This window comes from Mucilaginibacter antarcticus (assembly GCF_042686155.1).
Taxonomy (GTDB): domain Bacteria; phylum Bacteroidota; class Bacteroidia; order Sphingobacteriales; family Sphingobacteriaceae; genus Mucilaginibacter; species Mucilaginibacter antarcticus.
Genome location: NZ_JBHUON010000005.1, coordinates 52,795 through 67,184, shown reverse-complemented (window position 1 = coordinate 67,184; position 14,390 = coordinate 52,795). Strand labels below are relative to the sequence as shown.

The 14,390-nt window shown below is 44.3% G+C and carries 14 protein-coding genes; 4 read left to right on the top strand and 10 right to left on the bottom strand.

Annotated elements, in window-relative coordinates:
- Positions 1 to 24 precede the first annotated feature (24 nt).
- A complete protein-coding gene (locus ACFSYC_RS06065) occupies positions 25 to 966 on the top strand; it encodes a cation diffusion facilitator family transporter (RefSeq protein ID WP_377124586.1) in 942 nt (313 codons plus the stop codon).
- 142 nt (positions 967 to 1,108) lie between these two features.
- Here ACFSYC_RS06065 and ACFSYC_RS06060 read toward each other — a convergent pair whose 3' ends face one another.
- Both ACFSYC_RS06060 and ACFSYC_RS06055 read right to left on the bottom strand, forming a co-directional pair.
- Positions 1,109 to 1,639: a DUF5606 family protein gene (locus ACFSYC_RS06060; RefSeq protein ID WP_377124584.1), complete on the bottom strand. Its 531-nt coding sequence runs from the start codon at positions 1,637 to 1,639 to the stop codon at positions 1,109 to 1,111.
- 76 nt (positions 1,640 to 1,715) lie between these two features.
- Positions 1,716 to 2,177, bottom strand: a complete 462-nt coding sequence (locus ACFSYC_RS06055; RefSeq protein ID WP_377124582.1) for a peptidylprolyl isomerase — start codon at positions 2,175 to 2,177, stop codon at positions 1,716 to 1,718.
- 180 nt (positions 2,178 to 2,357) lie between these two features.
- Between ACFSYC_RS06055 and ACFSYC_RS06050 the strand changes: the two genes are divergently transcribed.
- Together ACFSYC_RS06050 and ACFSYC_RS06045 are read left to right on the top strand one after the other, a co-directional pair.
- Positions 2,358 to 3,623, top strand: coding sequence for an asparagine synthetase B (locus ACFSYC_RS06050; protein WP_377124580.1), 1,266 nt, complete (start codon positions 2,358 to 2,360; stop codon positions 3,621 to 3,623).
- 122 nt (positions 3,624 to 3,745) lie between these two features.
- The gene (locus tag ACFSYC_RS06045) at positions 3,746 to 4,942 is read left to right on the top strand and encodes an asparagine synthetase B (protein WP_377124578.1); all 1,197 of its coding nucleotides are present in this window, start codon (positions 3,746 to 3,748) and stop codon (positions 4,940 to 4,942) included.
- A gap of 57 nt (positions 4,943 to 4,999) precedes the next feature.
- Here the strand turns inward: ACFSYC_RS06045 and ACFSYC_RS06040 are convergent, their stop codons facing one another.
- The 6 genes from ACFSYC_RS06040 to ACFSYC_RS06015 all read right to left on the bottom strand — a co-directional run bounded on the left by ACFSYC_RS06040 (position 5,000) and on the right by ACFSYC_RS06015 (position 12,789).
- Positions 5,000 to 7,126 carry a putative porin gene (locus tag ACFSYC_RS06040; protein ID WP_377124576.1) on the bottom strand — a complete coding sequence of 709 codons (2,127 nt, stop codon included), beginning with the start codon at positions 7,124 to 7,126 and terminating at the stop codon, positions 5,000 to 5,002.
- Positions 7,116 to 7,940, bottom strand: a complete 825-nt coding sequence (locus ACFSYC_RS06035; RefSeq protein WP_377124574.1) for a purine-nucleoside phosphorylase — start codon at positions 7,938 to 7,940, stop codon at positions 7,116 to 7,118. The genes ACFSYC_RS06040 and ACFSYC_RS06035 overlap by 11 nt, the downstream gene beginning before the upstream one ends.
- Complete coding sequence (gene lpxK / locus ACFSYC_RS06030; RefSeq protein WP_377124572.1) at positions 7,921 to 8,964, bottom strand: tetraacyldisaccharide 4'-kinase; 1,044 nt, start codon at positions 8,962 to 8,964, stop codon at positions 7,921 to 7,923. Before lpxK ends, ACFSYC_RS06035 begins: the two co-directional genes overlap by 20 nt.
- A 102-nt stretch (positions 8,965 to 9,066) precedes the next feature.
- Entirely contained in the window at positions 9,067 to 10,161 is a 1,095-nt protein-coding gene (locus ACFSYC_RS06025; RefSeq protein ID WP_377124570.1) for an AI-2E family transporter, read from the bottom strand.
- Positions 10,162 to 10,224: 63 nt separating this feature from the next.
- Positions 10,225 to 11,202: a Gfo/Idh/MocA family protein gene (locus ACFSYC_RS06020; protein WP_377124568.1), complete on the bottom strand. Its 978-nt coding sequence runs from the start codon at positions 11,200 to 11,202 to the stop codon at positions 10,225 to 10,227.
- Between the two features lie 279 nt (positions 11,203 to 11,481).
- Positions 11,482 to 12,789: a bifunctional folylpolyglutamate synthase/dihydrofolate synthase gene (locus tag ACFSYC_RS06015; protein ID WP_377124566.1), complete on the bottom strand. Its 1,308-nt coding sequence runs from the start codon at positions 12,787 to 12,789 to the stop codon at positions 11,482 to 11,484.
- Between the two features lie 110 nt (positions 12,790 to 12,899).
- Here ACFSYC_RS06015 and ACFSYC_RS06010 point away from each other — a divergent pair, with 110 nt between their 5' ends.
- Positions 12,900 to 13,265: a response regulator gene (locus ACFSYC_RS06010; RefSeq protein ID WP_377124564.1), complete on the top strand. Its 366-nt coding sequence runs from the start codon at positions 12,900 to 12,902 to the stop codon at positions 13,263 to 13,265.
- A gap of 198 nt (positions 13,266 to 13,463) precedes the next feature.
- Here the strand turns inward: ACFSYC_RS06010 and ACFSYC_RS06005 are convergent, their stop codons facing one another.
- On the bottom strand, positions 13,464 to 13,985 hold the full coding sequence (locus ACFSYC_RS06005; protein ID WP_377124562.1) for a hypothetical protein: 522 nt from the start codon (positions 13,983 to 13,985) through the stop codon (positions 13,464 to 13,466).
- Positions 13,986 to 14,148: 163 nt separating this feature from the next.
- On the bottom strand, positions 14,149 to 14,307 hold the full coding sequence (locus tag ACFSYC_RS06000) for a hypothetical protein (RefSeq protein WP_377124560.1): 159 nt from the start codon (positions 14,305 to 14,307) through the stop codon (positions 14,149 to 14,151).
- Between the last annotated feature and the right edge of the window lie 83 nt (positions 14,308 to 14,390).

The following is a 14,390-nucleotide window of genomic DNA, read 5'->3' as shown; positions in this document are numbered from 1 at the left end:
CTTTCTAAATCTTAACTTTACCACATGGGGCACAACCATTCACACGATCACAATCATTCGCATGGTTTCGGGCACCATCATCACGAACCACCAAAGCTCGATCATCTGAATGCCGCTTTTATATGGGGTATCATCCTCAATTCGATCTTTGTAGTGGTCGAAGTGGTGTATGGGTTGCTCACAGGCTCATTATCGCTGTTAACAGATGCCAGCCATAACCTGAGCGATGTGGTGAGCCTTGCGCTTGCCCTGCTGGCTTTTAAACTAAGCAAAATCGGTTCAAACAGTAAATACACTTACGGTTATAAACGCTCAACTATCATCGTGTCGTTTTTTAATTCGGTAATATTGGTGGCCACTATTGGCATTATTGTTTACGAAGCGGTTATGCGTTTTATGCATCCTGAACCGATATCGGGCAGTACGGTTGCCTGGGTGGCTTTGGTGGGGATAGCCATTAACGGTTTTACAGCCTACCTGTTTGCTAAAGATAAAGACACCGACCTGAATGTTAAAGGCGCATATATGCACATGGTTGTCGACGCGCTGGTATCATTAGGTGTCGTTATAGCGGGTGTTATAATATACTTTACCAAATTTTATTGGATTGATAGCGCAGTTAGCCTTGTTATAGCCTTTATAATACTACGTGGTACGTGGAGCTTACTGGTAGACAGTCTACGCCTTGAAATGGACGGCGTGCCGAAAGCAATGGACCTTAAAAAGATCAAAGCTGAGCTGTTAAAGGCCGATGGGGTGGTAGATGTTCATCATATGCATGTATGGGCCTTAAGCACCACCGAAAATGCCCTGACAGCGCACCTGGTAATTGCACCTACGGATCTTCATCTGTTTGACAGCATTAAGCACGACTTGAAACATCGTCTGCAACACCTGGACATAAATCACAGCACCTTTGAACCTGAGTTTGCCGACGAAAAATGCCAGCAACCAGAATGTAAGTAGATTCTGCGAATCTGCGGATGCTTATCCGGGTGTTTAGATTTTGATGAAAAGAATTGAATAGAAAAGGCTCACAGTACACCGTAAGCCTTTTTCATTATATCATTTGCACGTCTGCATATTCACGCATCTGCACATCAGCAAACTATCCTTTTTTCGATGGATTTTTTGGTGCGCTTACTTTCGTCGCTTGAGCTTTTGGTGCCGAAGGTTTCTTAGCTACCGGTTTTGGTTTCTCAGTAACTTTCGTGGCAGCTGCTTTATCACCTTCGCCAGCTTCTGGTGCGGCGGCAGGTGCTTCATTAAACAGTGGCAATTCCTTAAGGATGTTGTACCAGTTTATGATCTTCTTCATGTCAGAAGCATACACTTTCTCTTCATCATGGCCCGGGGCAACTTCTCTGAAGAAGTTTCTTAGGGTTGTGCCGTCCGCTTTAGCATCAGGTACGTTGGCTGCAGCTTTAACGCGCTCTAAAACATCTTTAAGTTTGATATCTTCGTCGTCGCCAAAAATGGTGATCTCGTCTAAAGCAGCTAATTTCGAAGTAGATAGGTTAGCTATCAACTTGGTTTTTTGAGCGTCAAGGCTTTCTAATACAAAACCTGTTTTGTTTTGCACCAATGCCTTCCATAATCCGGGCTTGCCTGCTACTGATACTATCGCGCTTAAATTCATATTGTGAGTGGTGAGTAGTGAATGGTGGGTAGTGAATTGCAAGCGCTAAAACACTCACCACTCACTACTCCCTAAATTAATCTTCTGTTACTTCTATTGATGTGATTTTATCGCCCTGGCGAATATCGTCAACAAGGTCAACATTTTCAATAACTTTACCAAAGCAGGTGTGGTTACGGTCCAAGTGAGCAGTGTTAGCACGGCTGTGACAGATAAAAAATTGTGAACCACCAGTGTTACGGCCAGCATGAGCCATTGACAACACACCACGGTCATGATATTGCAACTCGCCGGTTAGCTCGCAATCAATGTTGTAACCTGGCCCGCCGCTGCCTGCTTTGTAGGCGGTTGCCGGGTCCTTAGAGAAAGGACAACCACCTTGTACCATAAAATTAGGTATAACACGGTGAAAAGCTATTCCGTTGTAAAATCCTTCTTTTGCTAATTTTTTAAAGTTAGCTACGGCGTTTGGGGCGTCATTGTCATAAAACTCGACAGTCATGTCGCCTTTCTCTGTTTTTATAATTGCTTTACTCATGGTCAAATTTTTTAAATGGTTGGCAAAGGTAATGTTTTAAGGTGAAAGGTAAAAGGTAAAAGGATAAAGGTTTAAGTGATTTTCGGTTTGTGAATAAACACATAATACCTTCCGTAATAAATCGTTAAATTTGATTGAAGGAATAAGCACCTTTTACCTTTTTGGCTTCAGCTTAACACTATGATGCACCGTTTAAAATACCTTTTACTCTTTGCCCTTACGCTTATTACCATTACCACAAAAGCAGCTTCGCTGTTAATGCCGATGGATGAGGTCCAAAAAAACCATCTTAAGGCATATGGCATAGCTTTTTGGGTATTAAAGAATGACGGCGAGGTGGATTGGCTGCTTAACTATCGCGGTGGTAGTTTCATGACCAAATACGATAAGAAACTAGAGGACGAATGCAAAATCCGCGGCGTAAGTTACGAGGTAGTAGCCGATGCCAAGGTGGCCGAGATAGTTACCCAAGTGGGCGACCCATCGGTAAATATGGACCTGGTTAAACTGCAGAAGTCGCCGCGCATTGCGGTATATTCGCCAAAAAATAAGATGCCATGGGATGATGCTGTTACACTGGTACTTAAGTATGCCGAAATCCCTTTTGACCTGGTATACGATGAAGAGGTTATCCGCGGCGACCTGCCTAAATACGATTGGTTGCACATGCACCATGAGGACTTTACCGGGCAGTACAGCAAGTTCTTTGCCGGCTACAGCATGGCCCAATGGTATATAGACGATAAGAAGGCCCAGGAAGCTATGGCTAAAAAGCTGGGTTTTAGCAAAGTGTCAAAAATGAAACTGGCTGTCGCCCAAAGCATTCGCGAGTTTACCTCTGGTGGTGGTTTTTTGTTTGCGATGTGCTCCGGCGCAGAAACTTTCGATGTTGCCTTATCGGCCCAAAACACGGATATCTGCGAAAATATGTTCGACGGTGACCCTGCCGACCGTGGCGCGCAAAGCAAGCTCGACTTTACACAAACCTTCGCGTTTCAAAACTTTGCACTGGACCTGAACCCTTTTACCCACCGTTTTAGCGATATTGATGTAACCGCCACACGGGTTGTTGAACGGACGGAAGATTTTTTTACGCTGTTTGATTTTTCGGCAAAATGGGATGTTGTGCCCAGCATGTTAACGCAAAATCATGACAAGGTTATAAAGGGGTTTATGGGCTTAACGACAGCCTTTAACAAAAACGCGGTGAAGCCCGGCGTAACAATTATGGGAGAAATGAAAACTGCTAATGAAGTTAGGTATATTCATGGTGAGTATGGTAAGGGGCAGTGGACCTTTTATAGTGGCCACGACCCGGAAGATTACCAACACGCGGTAAGCGACCCGCCGACTGACCTTAATTTGCATCCAAACTCGCCGGGTTATAGGCTCATTTTAAACAATGTGTTATTCCCTGCAGCTAAGAAGAAGAAACAGAAAACCTAGGTTCCAGACACCCATGGGTAGTATTTTTAAAGAGTAGTATGAAGTATTTTTTTAAATGCCTTCTATTTTTTGCCCTTTTCCTTTTACCAAAAATAGGTAGGACGGCTTCTATATTAATACCTATGGATGAGGTGCAGAAAAACCACATCAAGGCTTATGGTATTGCTTTTTGGGTGTTAAAGAATGATGAGGAACTAGAGTGGTTGCTTAATTACCGGGGCGGCAGTTTTTTACTATCATATACTAAAAAGAACGAGGACGAATGCAAGATCCGTGGTATAAGCTACGAGGTTTTGGCCGACGCGAATACTGCCCAAGTTAAAGCACAGATCAATGATCCATCGGTTAATATGGATATTGTTAAGCTGCAAAAGGCCCCGCACATAGCGGTTTACTCGCCCAGGGAGGGTGTGCAACCATCTAACGACGCCGTGATCGTCGCCCTAAAATATGCCGAGATCCCGTTTGACCTGATTTACGATGAAGAGATATTAAGGGGCGACTTGGCCAAGTATGATTGGGTGCACCTGCATCACGAGGATTTTACCGGCCAGTACAGCAAAGAGAACCGTGGCCGCAGTGCCGATAAATTTATACAGACCAAAGCACAGTTTGAAGCAACCGCCAAAAAGTTTGGCTTTGCTAAAGTTTCTAAGATGAAATTGGCGGTAGCCAAAAGCATCCGCGATTTTTGCGAGGGTGGCGGGTTTTTGCTGGCGATGTGCTCAGGTGCCGATAGCTTTGATATTGCGCTGTCGGCAGCTAATACCGATATTGTGGATGAGATCTATGACGGTGATGGGGCAGACGCACGTGCGCAATCAAAGCTGGATTTTACACAAACCTTTGCTTTCCAGAATTTTAATGTAGTACTGAGCGGTTTTGCGCAAGGGCGTAGCGGCGGCAGATTTAGCGATATTGATGTAAGCAATACCCGCTACATTAGGCAGGACGAAGATTTTTTTACCCTTTTTGATTTTTCGGCCAAATGGGATGTGGTGCCCAGTATGCTTACCCAAAATCATGACCGTGTGATTAAAGGATTTATGGGCCTTGCCACAGCTTTTAACAAAAGCAAGCTCAAATCTACCGTAACTATAATGGGCGAGCTTAAATCTGCTAACGAAGCCCGCTATATCCACGGCGAATTTGGCAAAGGCCAATGGACCTTTTACGGCGGCCACGACCCGGAGAACTACCAATACAATCAGAACGAACCACCGACAGACCTTGCCCTGCACCCCAACTCGCCGGGATATAGGTTGATATTGAATAATGTACTTTTCCCAGCTGCTAAGAAGAAAAAATTGAAGACTTGATTACTCTATCATTCTTATGTTCCCTCGAATCGAAATGACAACTTGGGTGATTTAAGCTTACTGGAAAAAGAACCAGCTCACACCAAACTTCAATGCTGCCTGTTGTTGCGGGTAACGGTTAACCGTATAATAGCCATTGCTAAATAAGTTCTGGTTGGCATAATCGTAAGCTACAAACAGGTTAGTGTTTTTAATGGTTCCCTTTACAAATACAGTCCCTACCGGGAAAGAAGCAAACTTTACATCGGCCCCATTATAAAACTGACCAAGGCCCACCGCGTACGATGGCGCCAGGTATGATGTGTTGTAGCGCACGTTTACACCCCCTGATAGGTGCAATACCCTGAATAAAAACGTATTATAATATAAGCTGCTATATGTGTAAACCTCTGGTATGCGCAGGGTGTTTTGATAATCAGTTTTCTCGTAAACTATAAAGTTGTCAAAATGCAGATTACGCCAGGTAAGGTTTTTGCCCAGGCTAACTTTTAGCAGGTTTATTGGCGTACTTAACTGCACGGGGTGCGCGTCTACCCCGCCCGGCTGTGATTGGTAGTACAGGTAGTCGGTTATTAGAAAGTACTCGGCCTTAAGGTCAAGCTGCAAGGCCTCGTTAATGTAATTAAACGAAAAACTGGTTGTTTTTTGGTTTGCGAAGCTATTATTAAAAATGTAATGGTTTGATATCCATCGTGTAGCAACTAATGATGGCGAACTGCTTTGTACGTAGGCGTTTAAAATAACACGTCCGGCCTTATTGCTGCCCGCCAGTAATAATTTTGCATCATACAAAAAGTCGCCAAAATTACGGCCCACAACAATTTGATTAACATTGCCCTCTAAATTTACCCTATCACTAAAACGATAGCTTAATTTACCTTTAACGGTAATGTTTTGAAACGAGCCATCTAGTTTCTGACTGGCCATCCGTTGTTTGTATCCATACTCGTTTACAACGGTATCGCTTACGTGTTGCGAGTAGCTATAAATGTCCTGCGTAAGGCCCAGATCAAGTTTGAACTCGTTTTTTACGTACTGATTTGATTTGCCGCGCAGATAAAAACTATAGCCAAAATCATTCATCAGGTGTTTAAGGGTAAGCGAATCGCGCGAGCGGTTTGAGCTGAAATAATAGTCTGGGAATACATGATAGGTATCTACATCGTTCTGCAAAAAGTCGAACTTGGTGGTGTTATAGTGCAGGGTATAAGTAACGCGTTGTGTAGGCAATACGTTGGCATTATCTGTACGTGTAGTGGTATCTATGCGTCCAATAAAGTACGATTGCTTGAGGTAAATGCCGGCGCTTTTCCAGTTTTCAAAAGTATTAGGTAAGCGCACCGCCTCCGTAGTTGGGTCGAATGTTCCGGTCTTGCCGTAAATATCTTCATTCAATATCGACCCCGTTTCCGGTGATTTGATGTTGTTAAATATGATATTACCCAACAGGTTATACCGCTTGTTTTTTGACTCGTACCTGCTAAAAAACGAGCCGTTAACATTACTTACGTTTTGCCCCAACACTCGGTTGCTGGCGTAAAACCCACGCGAGCCAACAAAGTTAAGGTTAAGCCCGATATTTAAATTGGGGTTAATGTTTTGGGTATGTAATGCCTTAAAATACTGCTCTGCAGATCCTGCCGTATACAAGGATAGCCAGGTTACAGGCACCCGAGAGTCATAATATTTAATGTCTTGCGGGGTGAGCATGTAAATATCAAGCGCATGCAGGCCTACATCAAACCCTATGGTTTTTGGCGGCTCAAACAACAGGCTGCGCTGTGCTAAACCCATAGTTGCGCTCAAACTTATCTTAGGCGACCGCGGCTGAAACAGCGGACTGTAGTTTTCAAAATTTGCAAGCGTAGTGTCAACCGGGAAAAGCTGTGTGCTGTCCTTCAACAACGCCTCGGTAGTAACCCGGATAAATTTTGAGGTAAAAATTACAGAGTCATGCGCGCGCTGCTCGCGTTTACGCAGCGTGTCCAGCAGTGCATCGCCGGTTAGCTCTCTGCCTGCAACCCGCGCGGTGTCCCGACGGCGCGGATCATTGTATTGGCTGTTCGGGTCAAACCGGTTAGGGTTATTAGGGTCATAGCGCTGCGGGTTGTATTGCTGCGCCAAAGCCTGTTGTGCCGTAAAGCAAATCAGTAATAAAAGGAGGTATTTTAAGCTATGAGGCATCTAAACCGGCAATCAATTCTTTTAATATTAAAGTAAGTTTAGGCTCTGCGGCCTCGGCTACCGCAATAATTTCTGCCAGCGATACCGGTTTTAACTCCTCAGGGAACCCCTCGTCTGTCAATACAGATATTGCAAAAACCGGCAGGCTCATGTGGTTGGCCACTATTACCTCGGGCACAGTGCTCATGCCAACGGCATCGCCACCTATAACGCGCAAAAATTTGTATTCGGCACGGGTCTCCAGGTTTGGCCCGGTTACGGCGACGTAAACTCCTTTATGGCAGGTAATATTATTTTTTGAGGCAATGTCAAGCCCTTTATTAATCAAATTGTATTTATAAGGCTCGCTCATGTCCGGAAAACGCGGACCTAACTCGTCGTTATTACGGCCAACTAGTGGGTTTGAAGGCTGCAGGTTAATATGATCTTCAATAATCATCAAATCGCCCTTTTTAAACGCCGGGTTTAGTGCACCGCTGGCATTTGATACAAACAGGGTTTTAATGCCCAGCTTCTTCATCACCCTAACGGGAAAGGTGATCTGCTGCATGCTGTAACCCTCATAATAATGTAAACGGCCCTGCATTGCCACCACCTTAACGCCACCAAGCCGGCCAAAAATAAGCTTGCCAGAATGAAACTCTAAAGTCGACATCGGGAAATCAGGAATATTGCTGTACATCAGTTGCTTTTCAACCTCAATTTCGCTCACCAGGCCGCCAAGGCCGGTGCCTAATATAATACCTACCTCGGGCTCAAAATCGCCGATGCGGTTTTTAATGTATTGGGTAGTACTATCTATATTCGCTGACATATTCTGTGATCATGTTATCAAATTCGGGCCCGTTATGTAAAAAAGTGATACCTATTGGTAATACCAAAATAGGTAGTTTTTTTACGAGTGGCAGCAATTCCTGTTCTCCTAAACGCTGTGCATCCTTTTCTGTTGTGATGATCACTTTTTTTTGTGAAGGATGCGCGGCAAACTCATCGGCAAGTTTAGTGATATTTTTTAAGCTAAAGCGATGATGGTCCGGATAATTATGGTGAACAACGCTTGATGTTTGTTTTTTGACATGGCTAAGCAATGGGCTAGCGTTGGCAATGCCTGTAAGTAAAAATATAGTGGTGTCAGCGTCTATCACCGTATTGTTGGACACACCATCCAGATTTTGCAAACCCAGGTATGCTATGCTTGTAAAAAACATTTGCTGATAGGGTTGCGGGGCAATCTTGGTGACAATTTTTTCTAACTCTTGCTGCGGCATATCAGCCGGACATTTGGTTATAATGATGATGCCCGCCCGCCATTTACCAAAAAATGGTTCGCGGTAATTACCCGCAGGTAATACCCAGCGTTGATTGTTTAGGCTGTTATAGTCAAACAATAAAATGCTTAAACCGGGTTTAACCGCGCGGTGTTGGTACGCGTCGTCCAACAGGATAAGATCATGGTCGTGCTGTAATTGTGTAATGCCATCCACCCGTTGCTCGCACACGGCCACCGTCACATCGGGGAACTTGTGCTTAAATTGCGCCGGCTCATCGCCAACTTGAGAGGCAGTGGCGGTTGCAGTGGCAATTTGAAAACCCTTGGTCGCCCTGCCATAGCCACGGCTTAGGGTAGCTAGTTTATAGTGATCTTTTAGCAGCTGGATAAGGTATTCCGTCATAGGGCTTTTGCCGGCCCCGCCAACCTCCAAATTGCCGACAGAGATAACGGGTAAATCAAACCTACGGCTTTTAAACAGCCCGGCATCGTACAAAAAATTACGCACAATAACTATCAACCCGTAGAGGAATGAAAATGGTAATAGTAAGGCGCGCAGGTGTTTCATAAAGGTGGTAAAGATAACAAAAGGGGCGGATAACTATGCGTAGGGTGTCATAGCTGAGGCATCCGAAATAGGCGGTAAATAGTTTTAAACGCAAAAATACAGCTACTCTGTTTTCATTTTTATTGCTGCGGTTTTCTTTATTTCGTAGTCGCCGCCTAACAAGTAGCCCCAGGGCTTGGTGCTTTCGATACGATCGAAAATTATTTTAAATATAGCGATGACGGGTATCGATAAAAACATTCCCGATAGGCCCCACATCATTTCACCCAAAACTATGCCGAGAAACGTGATGAGCGCATTTAGTCTTAGTTTTGATCCTACTACGGTGGGCAGCAAGACGTTGACATCCAGCGCGTGGATAGCAATCACCGCGATGCCTACCTCAATCGCATGGCTTATAGGGCCGGTGGCAAAGGTAATAAGGACACTTAATAAAAGCGCTGTGAAAATACCAAGATAAGGGATGATGTTAAATAGCCCGACCATAATACCCAATAACACGGCGTACTTAATGCCGATCATCCAAAAAGCGGTGCAGGCTACAGCGGCTACAATCACCATCTCGAACACCAATCCCAGTATGTATTGCCTCAATATGCCTTGTACGTTTCCGGAGATGTCATGGACAATAGGCTCATGTTCGGTACTACAGGTCCGCTGTATAAAAGTGTAAAGCACCCTGCGGTAAAATAGGATAAAGAAGGTAAAGATTATGATAAACACATAGAACAGCGCCAGCGATGATACCGCCCCAAACGTAGTATTCACCACTGCCGTACCTGATGACAGGATCTTCACCTCGGTACGGTGGATGAACTCTTTCTGCTTATCTACATTGCACTTAAAGGTACCCTCAACCCAATCGTATATATTGTTTAAGGATTGCGAGATTTGCTTTTGTAGCATCGGCCAGTCGTCCATCAACCTGGATATCTGGGCCCCTACCAGGTAAAATATAAAGCTGATAAACGCCAGGAATAATAGGATAGCTACAAAGGACGACATGCTGCGTGGAAACTTGAACTTACGCTCCAGGAAGTTTGATATAGGCAGCAGTAATATAGCGAACAGGAAGCCAAACATCAATGGGTCCAATATCTCTTTACCCAGCACAATCATGTACCCCAAGGCTATAATGCCGATCACTATCAGCGCCATACGGTCATAGAACGGCGCGATCATCTTTTTAGTGGTCATTTGCGGTCTTGTCAAATTTTAGATGGATAACGTACTGGCCATTTGTGTGTTAAGCAATGTCGGTCACACTGGCTTGCTAAACGCGTCAATGATCTTCATTACGGTAGCTGCTTCGTCAATACTGCAGGGGTTGTCGCCCTGGCCGTTAAAGTAGCTTACTACTTTTTCTATCATAGGTTGCTGTACGTGCTCAAGGGCAGGGTAATCTGTGATATCTTCAATGCCCTCTATCCGCGTGGTGACGCTGTGACCAAAGAACGGGAAGCTAATACTGCCTTTACTACCTATAATCAGGCACTCATCGATACTTTCGCTTTCGGCTACGTTAAAAGCCCAAGACCCGTTTACTACTACGCCACTGTCAAATATCAGCTGGCCGCTAACATGATCATCGCAACCGTAAAGGCCGGACTGGTTTAAGCCACGGCCACTGTAATACACCGGCTCTCCAAAGAAATACAGCATCAGGTCTAACTGATGTGGCGACAGGTCATGGAAATAACCACCCCCTGACAGGGCAGGATCAACGCGCCAGTTATCTTCCAGGTGGGTGATGAGCTGCGGACGCGGGCTTTGCCACATCCTGATCTCTACGGTGCGGACATCGCCTATCGCTTCAGAGTCTATCAAAGCCTTGACTTTCAAAAACATTGGCTGTTGCCTGCGGTAGTGCGCTACAGCTACCTTGCCCGTACTCTGCTTGGCAGCCTGCGCGATAGTGTTGGCTTCTGCGGCGTTTAGGGTTACCGGTTTCTCAATATATACATTTAGTCCCTTTGCTAATGCGGCCAGGGCGTAGTCAATATGCGAGGCTGGGGGAGTGGCTATGTATACCGAGTTAATTTCGTCGTCGTTCAGTATTTCATCACCATCACTATACCATTTCGGGACTTTATGGCGGTTGGCGTAATCGGCGGCTTTTTCGGCATTGCGGCGCATTACGGCAATCAGTTTGCTGTTGGGCACTTTGTTAAATGCCGGTCCGCTTTTCTTTTCGGTTACGTTGCCGCAACCTATTATGCCCCAGTTGATATTGCTCATTGGATGATGTTAAACAGGGTAAAAATAGGATTAAAAACTTTTGAACAGAAATAGCGTTTTTTTTCGCATAAAAATATGAAACACTTGAAACACTATTTTTGGTCAACCATTTGATTATTAAAGTTTTATAAAAATAAGTGAATCAGTTTGAAACAGTATCAACACTTTAAGATTTGGATGTTAAGTATTTGATAATAAGTAATTAATGAATTTTTTGCCCTTTGGCTAAAAATGAAGTGAATCAGTAAAAGTGAATCGCCATATTTTTATAAATGTTGCTTAAACTATCTCTGCCACTACAAACGTACTGCCGCCAATAAAAACCAAATCTTTTGCTGCCGCAGCTTGTGTCGCTGCAGCTAGCGCCAATTTTACTGTTGTGAAAGTTGATCCTTTAAGGCCAAAACTCAGCGCTTGTTGCTTTAATGTTTCTGCGTCAAGTCCGCGCGGGATATCCGGCCGACAAAAGTAATAAATAGCGTTTTTTGGCAGCATCGACAGCACTTTCGTGCTGTCCTTATCATTTACTATCCCGATCACAAAATGCAACTGCTCAAAATCAACACTGGCAATGTTGTTAAGCACCTCCCGTATCCCTTCGGGGTTATGCCCGGTATCGCAAATGGTAAGCGGCGTGATGCTCAGGGTTTCCCAACGCCCATGCAAGCCTGTGAGTGTTTTAACCCGGCTCAGGGCGGTTTTAATATGGTCGCCGGTAATAGTAAACCCTTGTAATCTTAGTTCGTTTACGGCGGCTAAAACCGTCTTTACGTTTTTAAGCTGGTAGCTGCCGGTGAGGTCGAGCTGTAAGTTAGATTGGAGATTTGGGGTTTGTGCCTTGAGAGAGGTGATTTCTATATCAAGTAAATCATCATAACCTTTCGACTTTTGACTTATAGCTTTTGCCTCAAACAGGTCGCTTGCAAAACTCAAAGGTGCCCCTTCTTCATCCGCTTTGCGGATGAAAACCTCAGCTAACTCATCCTGCTTTTCGCCAATAATCACCGGGATCTGGGGTTTGATGATTCCGGCCTTTTCGGCGGCTATCTGAGGCAGCGTGTCGCCCAGGATGTTCATGTGGTCCCAACCAATGTTGGTAATGATAGACAGGAGCGGGGTAACAATATTAGTCGAATCCAGCCGGCCACCCAGCCCGGTTTCTATTACGGCTATATCCACTTGCTCTTTAGCGAAAATATCGAATGCCAGCCCAACCGTCATTTCAAAAAATGATGGCTGGATCTCTTCGAAGTCCGTTTTGTGATCGGCCACAAAATCAATTACTGACTGCTCGCTAATCATCTCACCGTTGATCCTTACACGCTCCCGGAAATCTTTCAGGTGAGGTGACGTATATAAACCGGTTTTATAACCCGCCGTTTGCAATACCGCCGCCAGCATGTGCGATGTGGATCCCTTGCCGTTGGTGCCTGCTACGTGGATGGTTTTAAACTTACGCTCCGGGTTGCCCAGGCGTTTGCAAAGTTCAATGGTATTGTTAAGGTCGGCTTTATAGGCTGACGCGCCTACGCGCGTAAAAACGGGTAGCTGCGTGTACAGGTAATCTATGGTTTGCTGGTAGGTCATGTTATGTGTTGGGGCAAAGCTATTAATAAGCTATCTAACAAAAGCTGTCATCTGCATAAAAGAAGTAATTTGGTACAACTATTGCAATATCGACCATATAATCCACCAATATGAAAAAGAAAGTACTTGTTGTTGAAGATGAGCCTATTATTGCCGAGATGATGAGTATTTTACTGGAAGTGGGAGGCTACAAAGTGATTAGTCTGGCAGACACCACCCACGCCAAAACACGCCTGCATGAAAAGGATATGGGTTTGGTACTGCTTGATTTGCAGCTTAGCGGCAAAGAAAACGGCCAGGCCATGTGCAAATACATTAAAAGCACCGCTGAACTTAAACACCTGCCGGTTATCCTGGTATCAGCCAATAGCGATCTGCCTCAAATAAGCAAAGATTGCGGCGCCGACGACCATATTGCCAAGCCTTTTGACATGAACTATTTTATTGATAAAGTGCAGGCGTATTGCTTGGTTTAGCTTTGTCAAATTGTTATACAGGCGCAAGTAAACCTTTACCCGCCCCGAAACATTTGCGTCATTGGGGCGCTGATACAAAATACCGGATGAAATGTAGATTTAGACTTGCATGGTGCTATACCTTGCATGCGGGCCACAAGGCAGGAGCCTTGCGGCAGCGTGGGAGCCTTGCGGCAGCGCGGCAGCGTGGGTTCCGAACTACCATTTAAACTTATGTGTTACTAAATAATTAGCCATATTTTGTATGCAATTTATAATCTTACCAAAATTCTCATCCGTATAATCTAATGCAAATAACTCGTCCTTAAATTTTACAAATCTTACTGTCTCTTTATCTCTTGCAATGTCAGCATGGTTTAACAAGAAATTTGTTTCATCTAGCATCCGGTGTGCAAAAATATTTCTATGCTCTATCATCTTTTGCAAGTCCGAATTTAAGGGAATTCGCCCCTTCTTCCTGTCGTCATTCATAATTGACACGTATGTCAACCCCCACTCCTTATCATAATTTGTTATGATATTCTGTACAACTTGGACTTTTGAACTTAAAGTCATTCTTTCATCTCCAAGTATCATGTTTTGAAAATCAATTTCCCGATCAATATCCCTGCAAAAAAATTCCATTAAATAAAGATTTATGCCTATTTCCAATTGAATAATTTCGTGGAGAATAAGCCCTCTATATTCGATTGACAACTTCACATAATCTTCAGGCGCCATCAGGGTTGTGCGTTAGCTTAAATATCTAATATACAGAACTTAAAAAAAAGTTCTGATTGAGCAAACATACGGAGATTAAAGCATATTTGACCTTCAACCCCCGCTGTCGCAAGGCTCCTGCCTTGTGACCCGCATGCTAAGTATGCGCCCGCCTTTTTAAACACTATGTTATTATCACTTTAACCAATCCCTTAATGCCGGCATAATCACGTGCACTGCTATGCAGATATTCGTAATCGTTTTCTACAAAGCCGGCTACTACCGGGTTGTTATGTGTATAGTCAATTTTCTGTTCAATAACTGCTGCACTCCACTGTCGCAAGGCTCCTGCCTTGTGACCCGCATGCTAAGTATGCGCCCGCCTTTTTAAACACTATGTTATTATCACTTTAACCAATCCCTTAA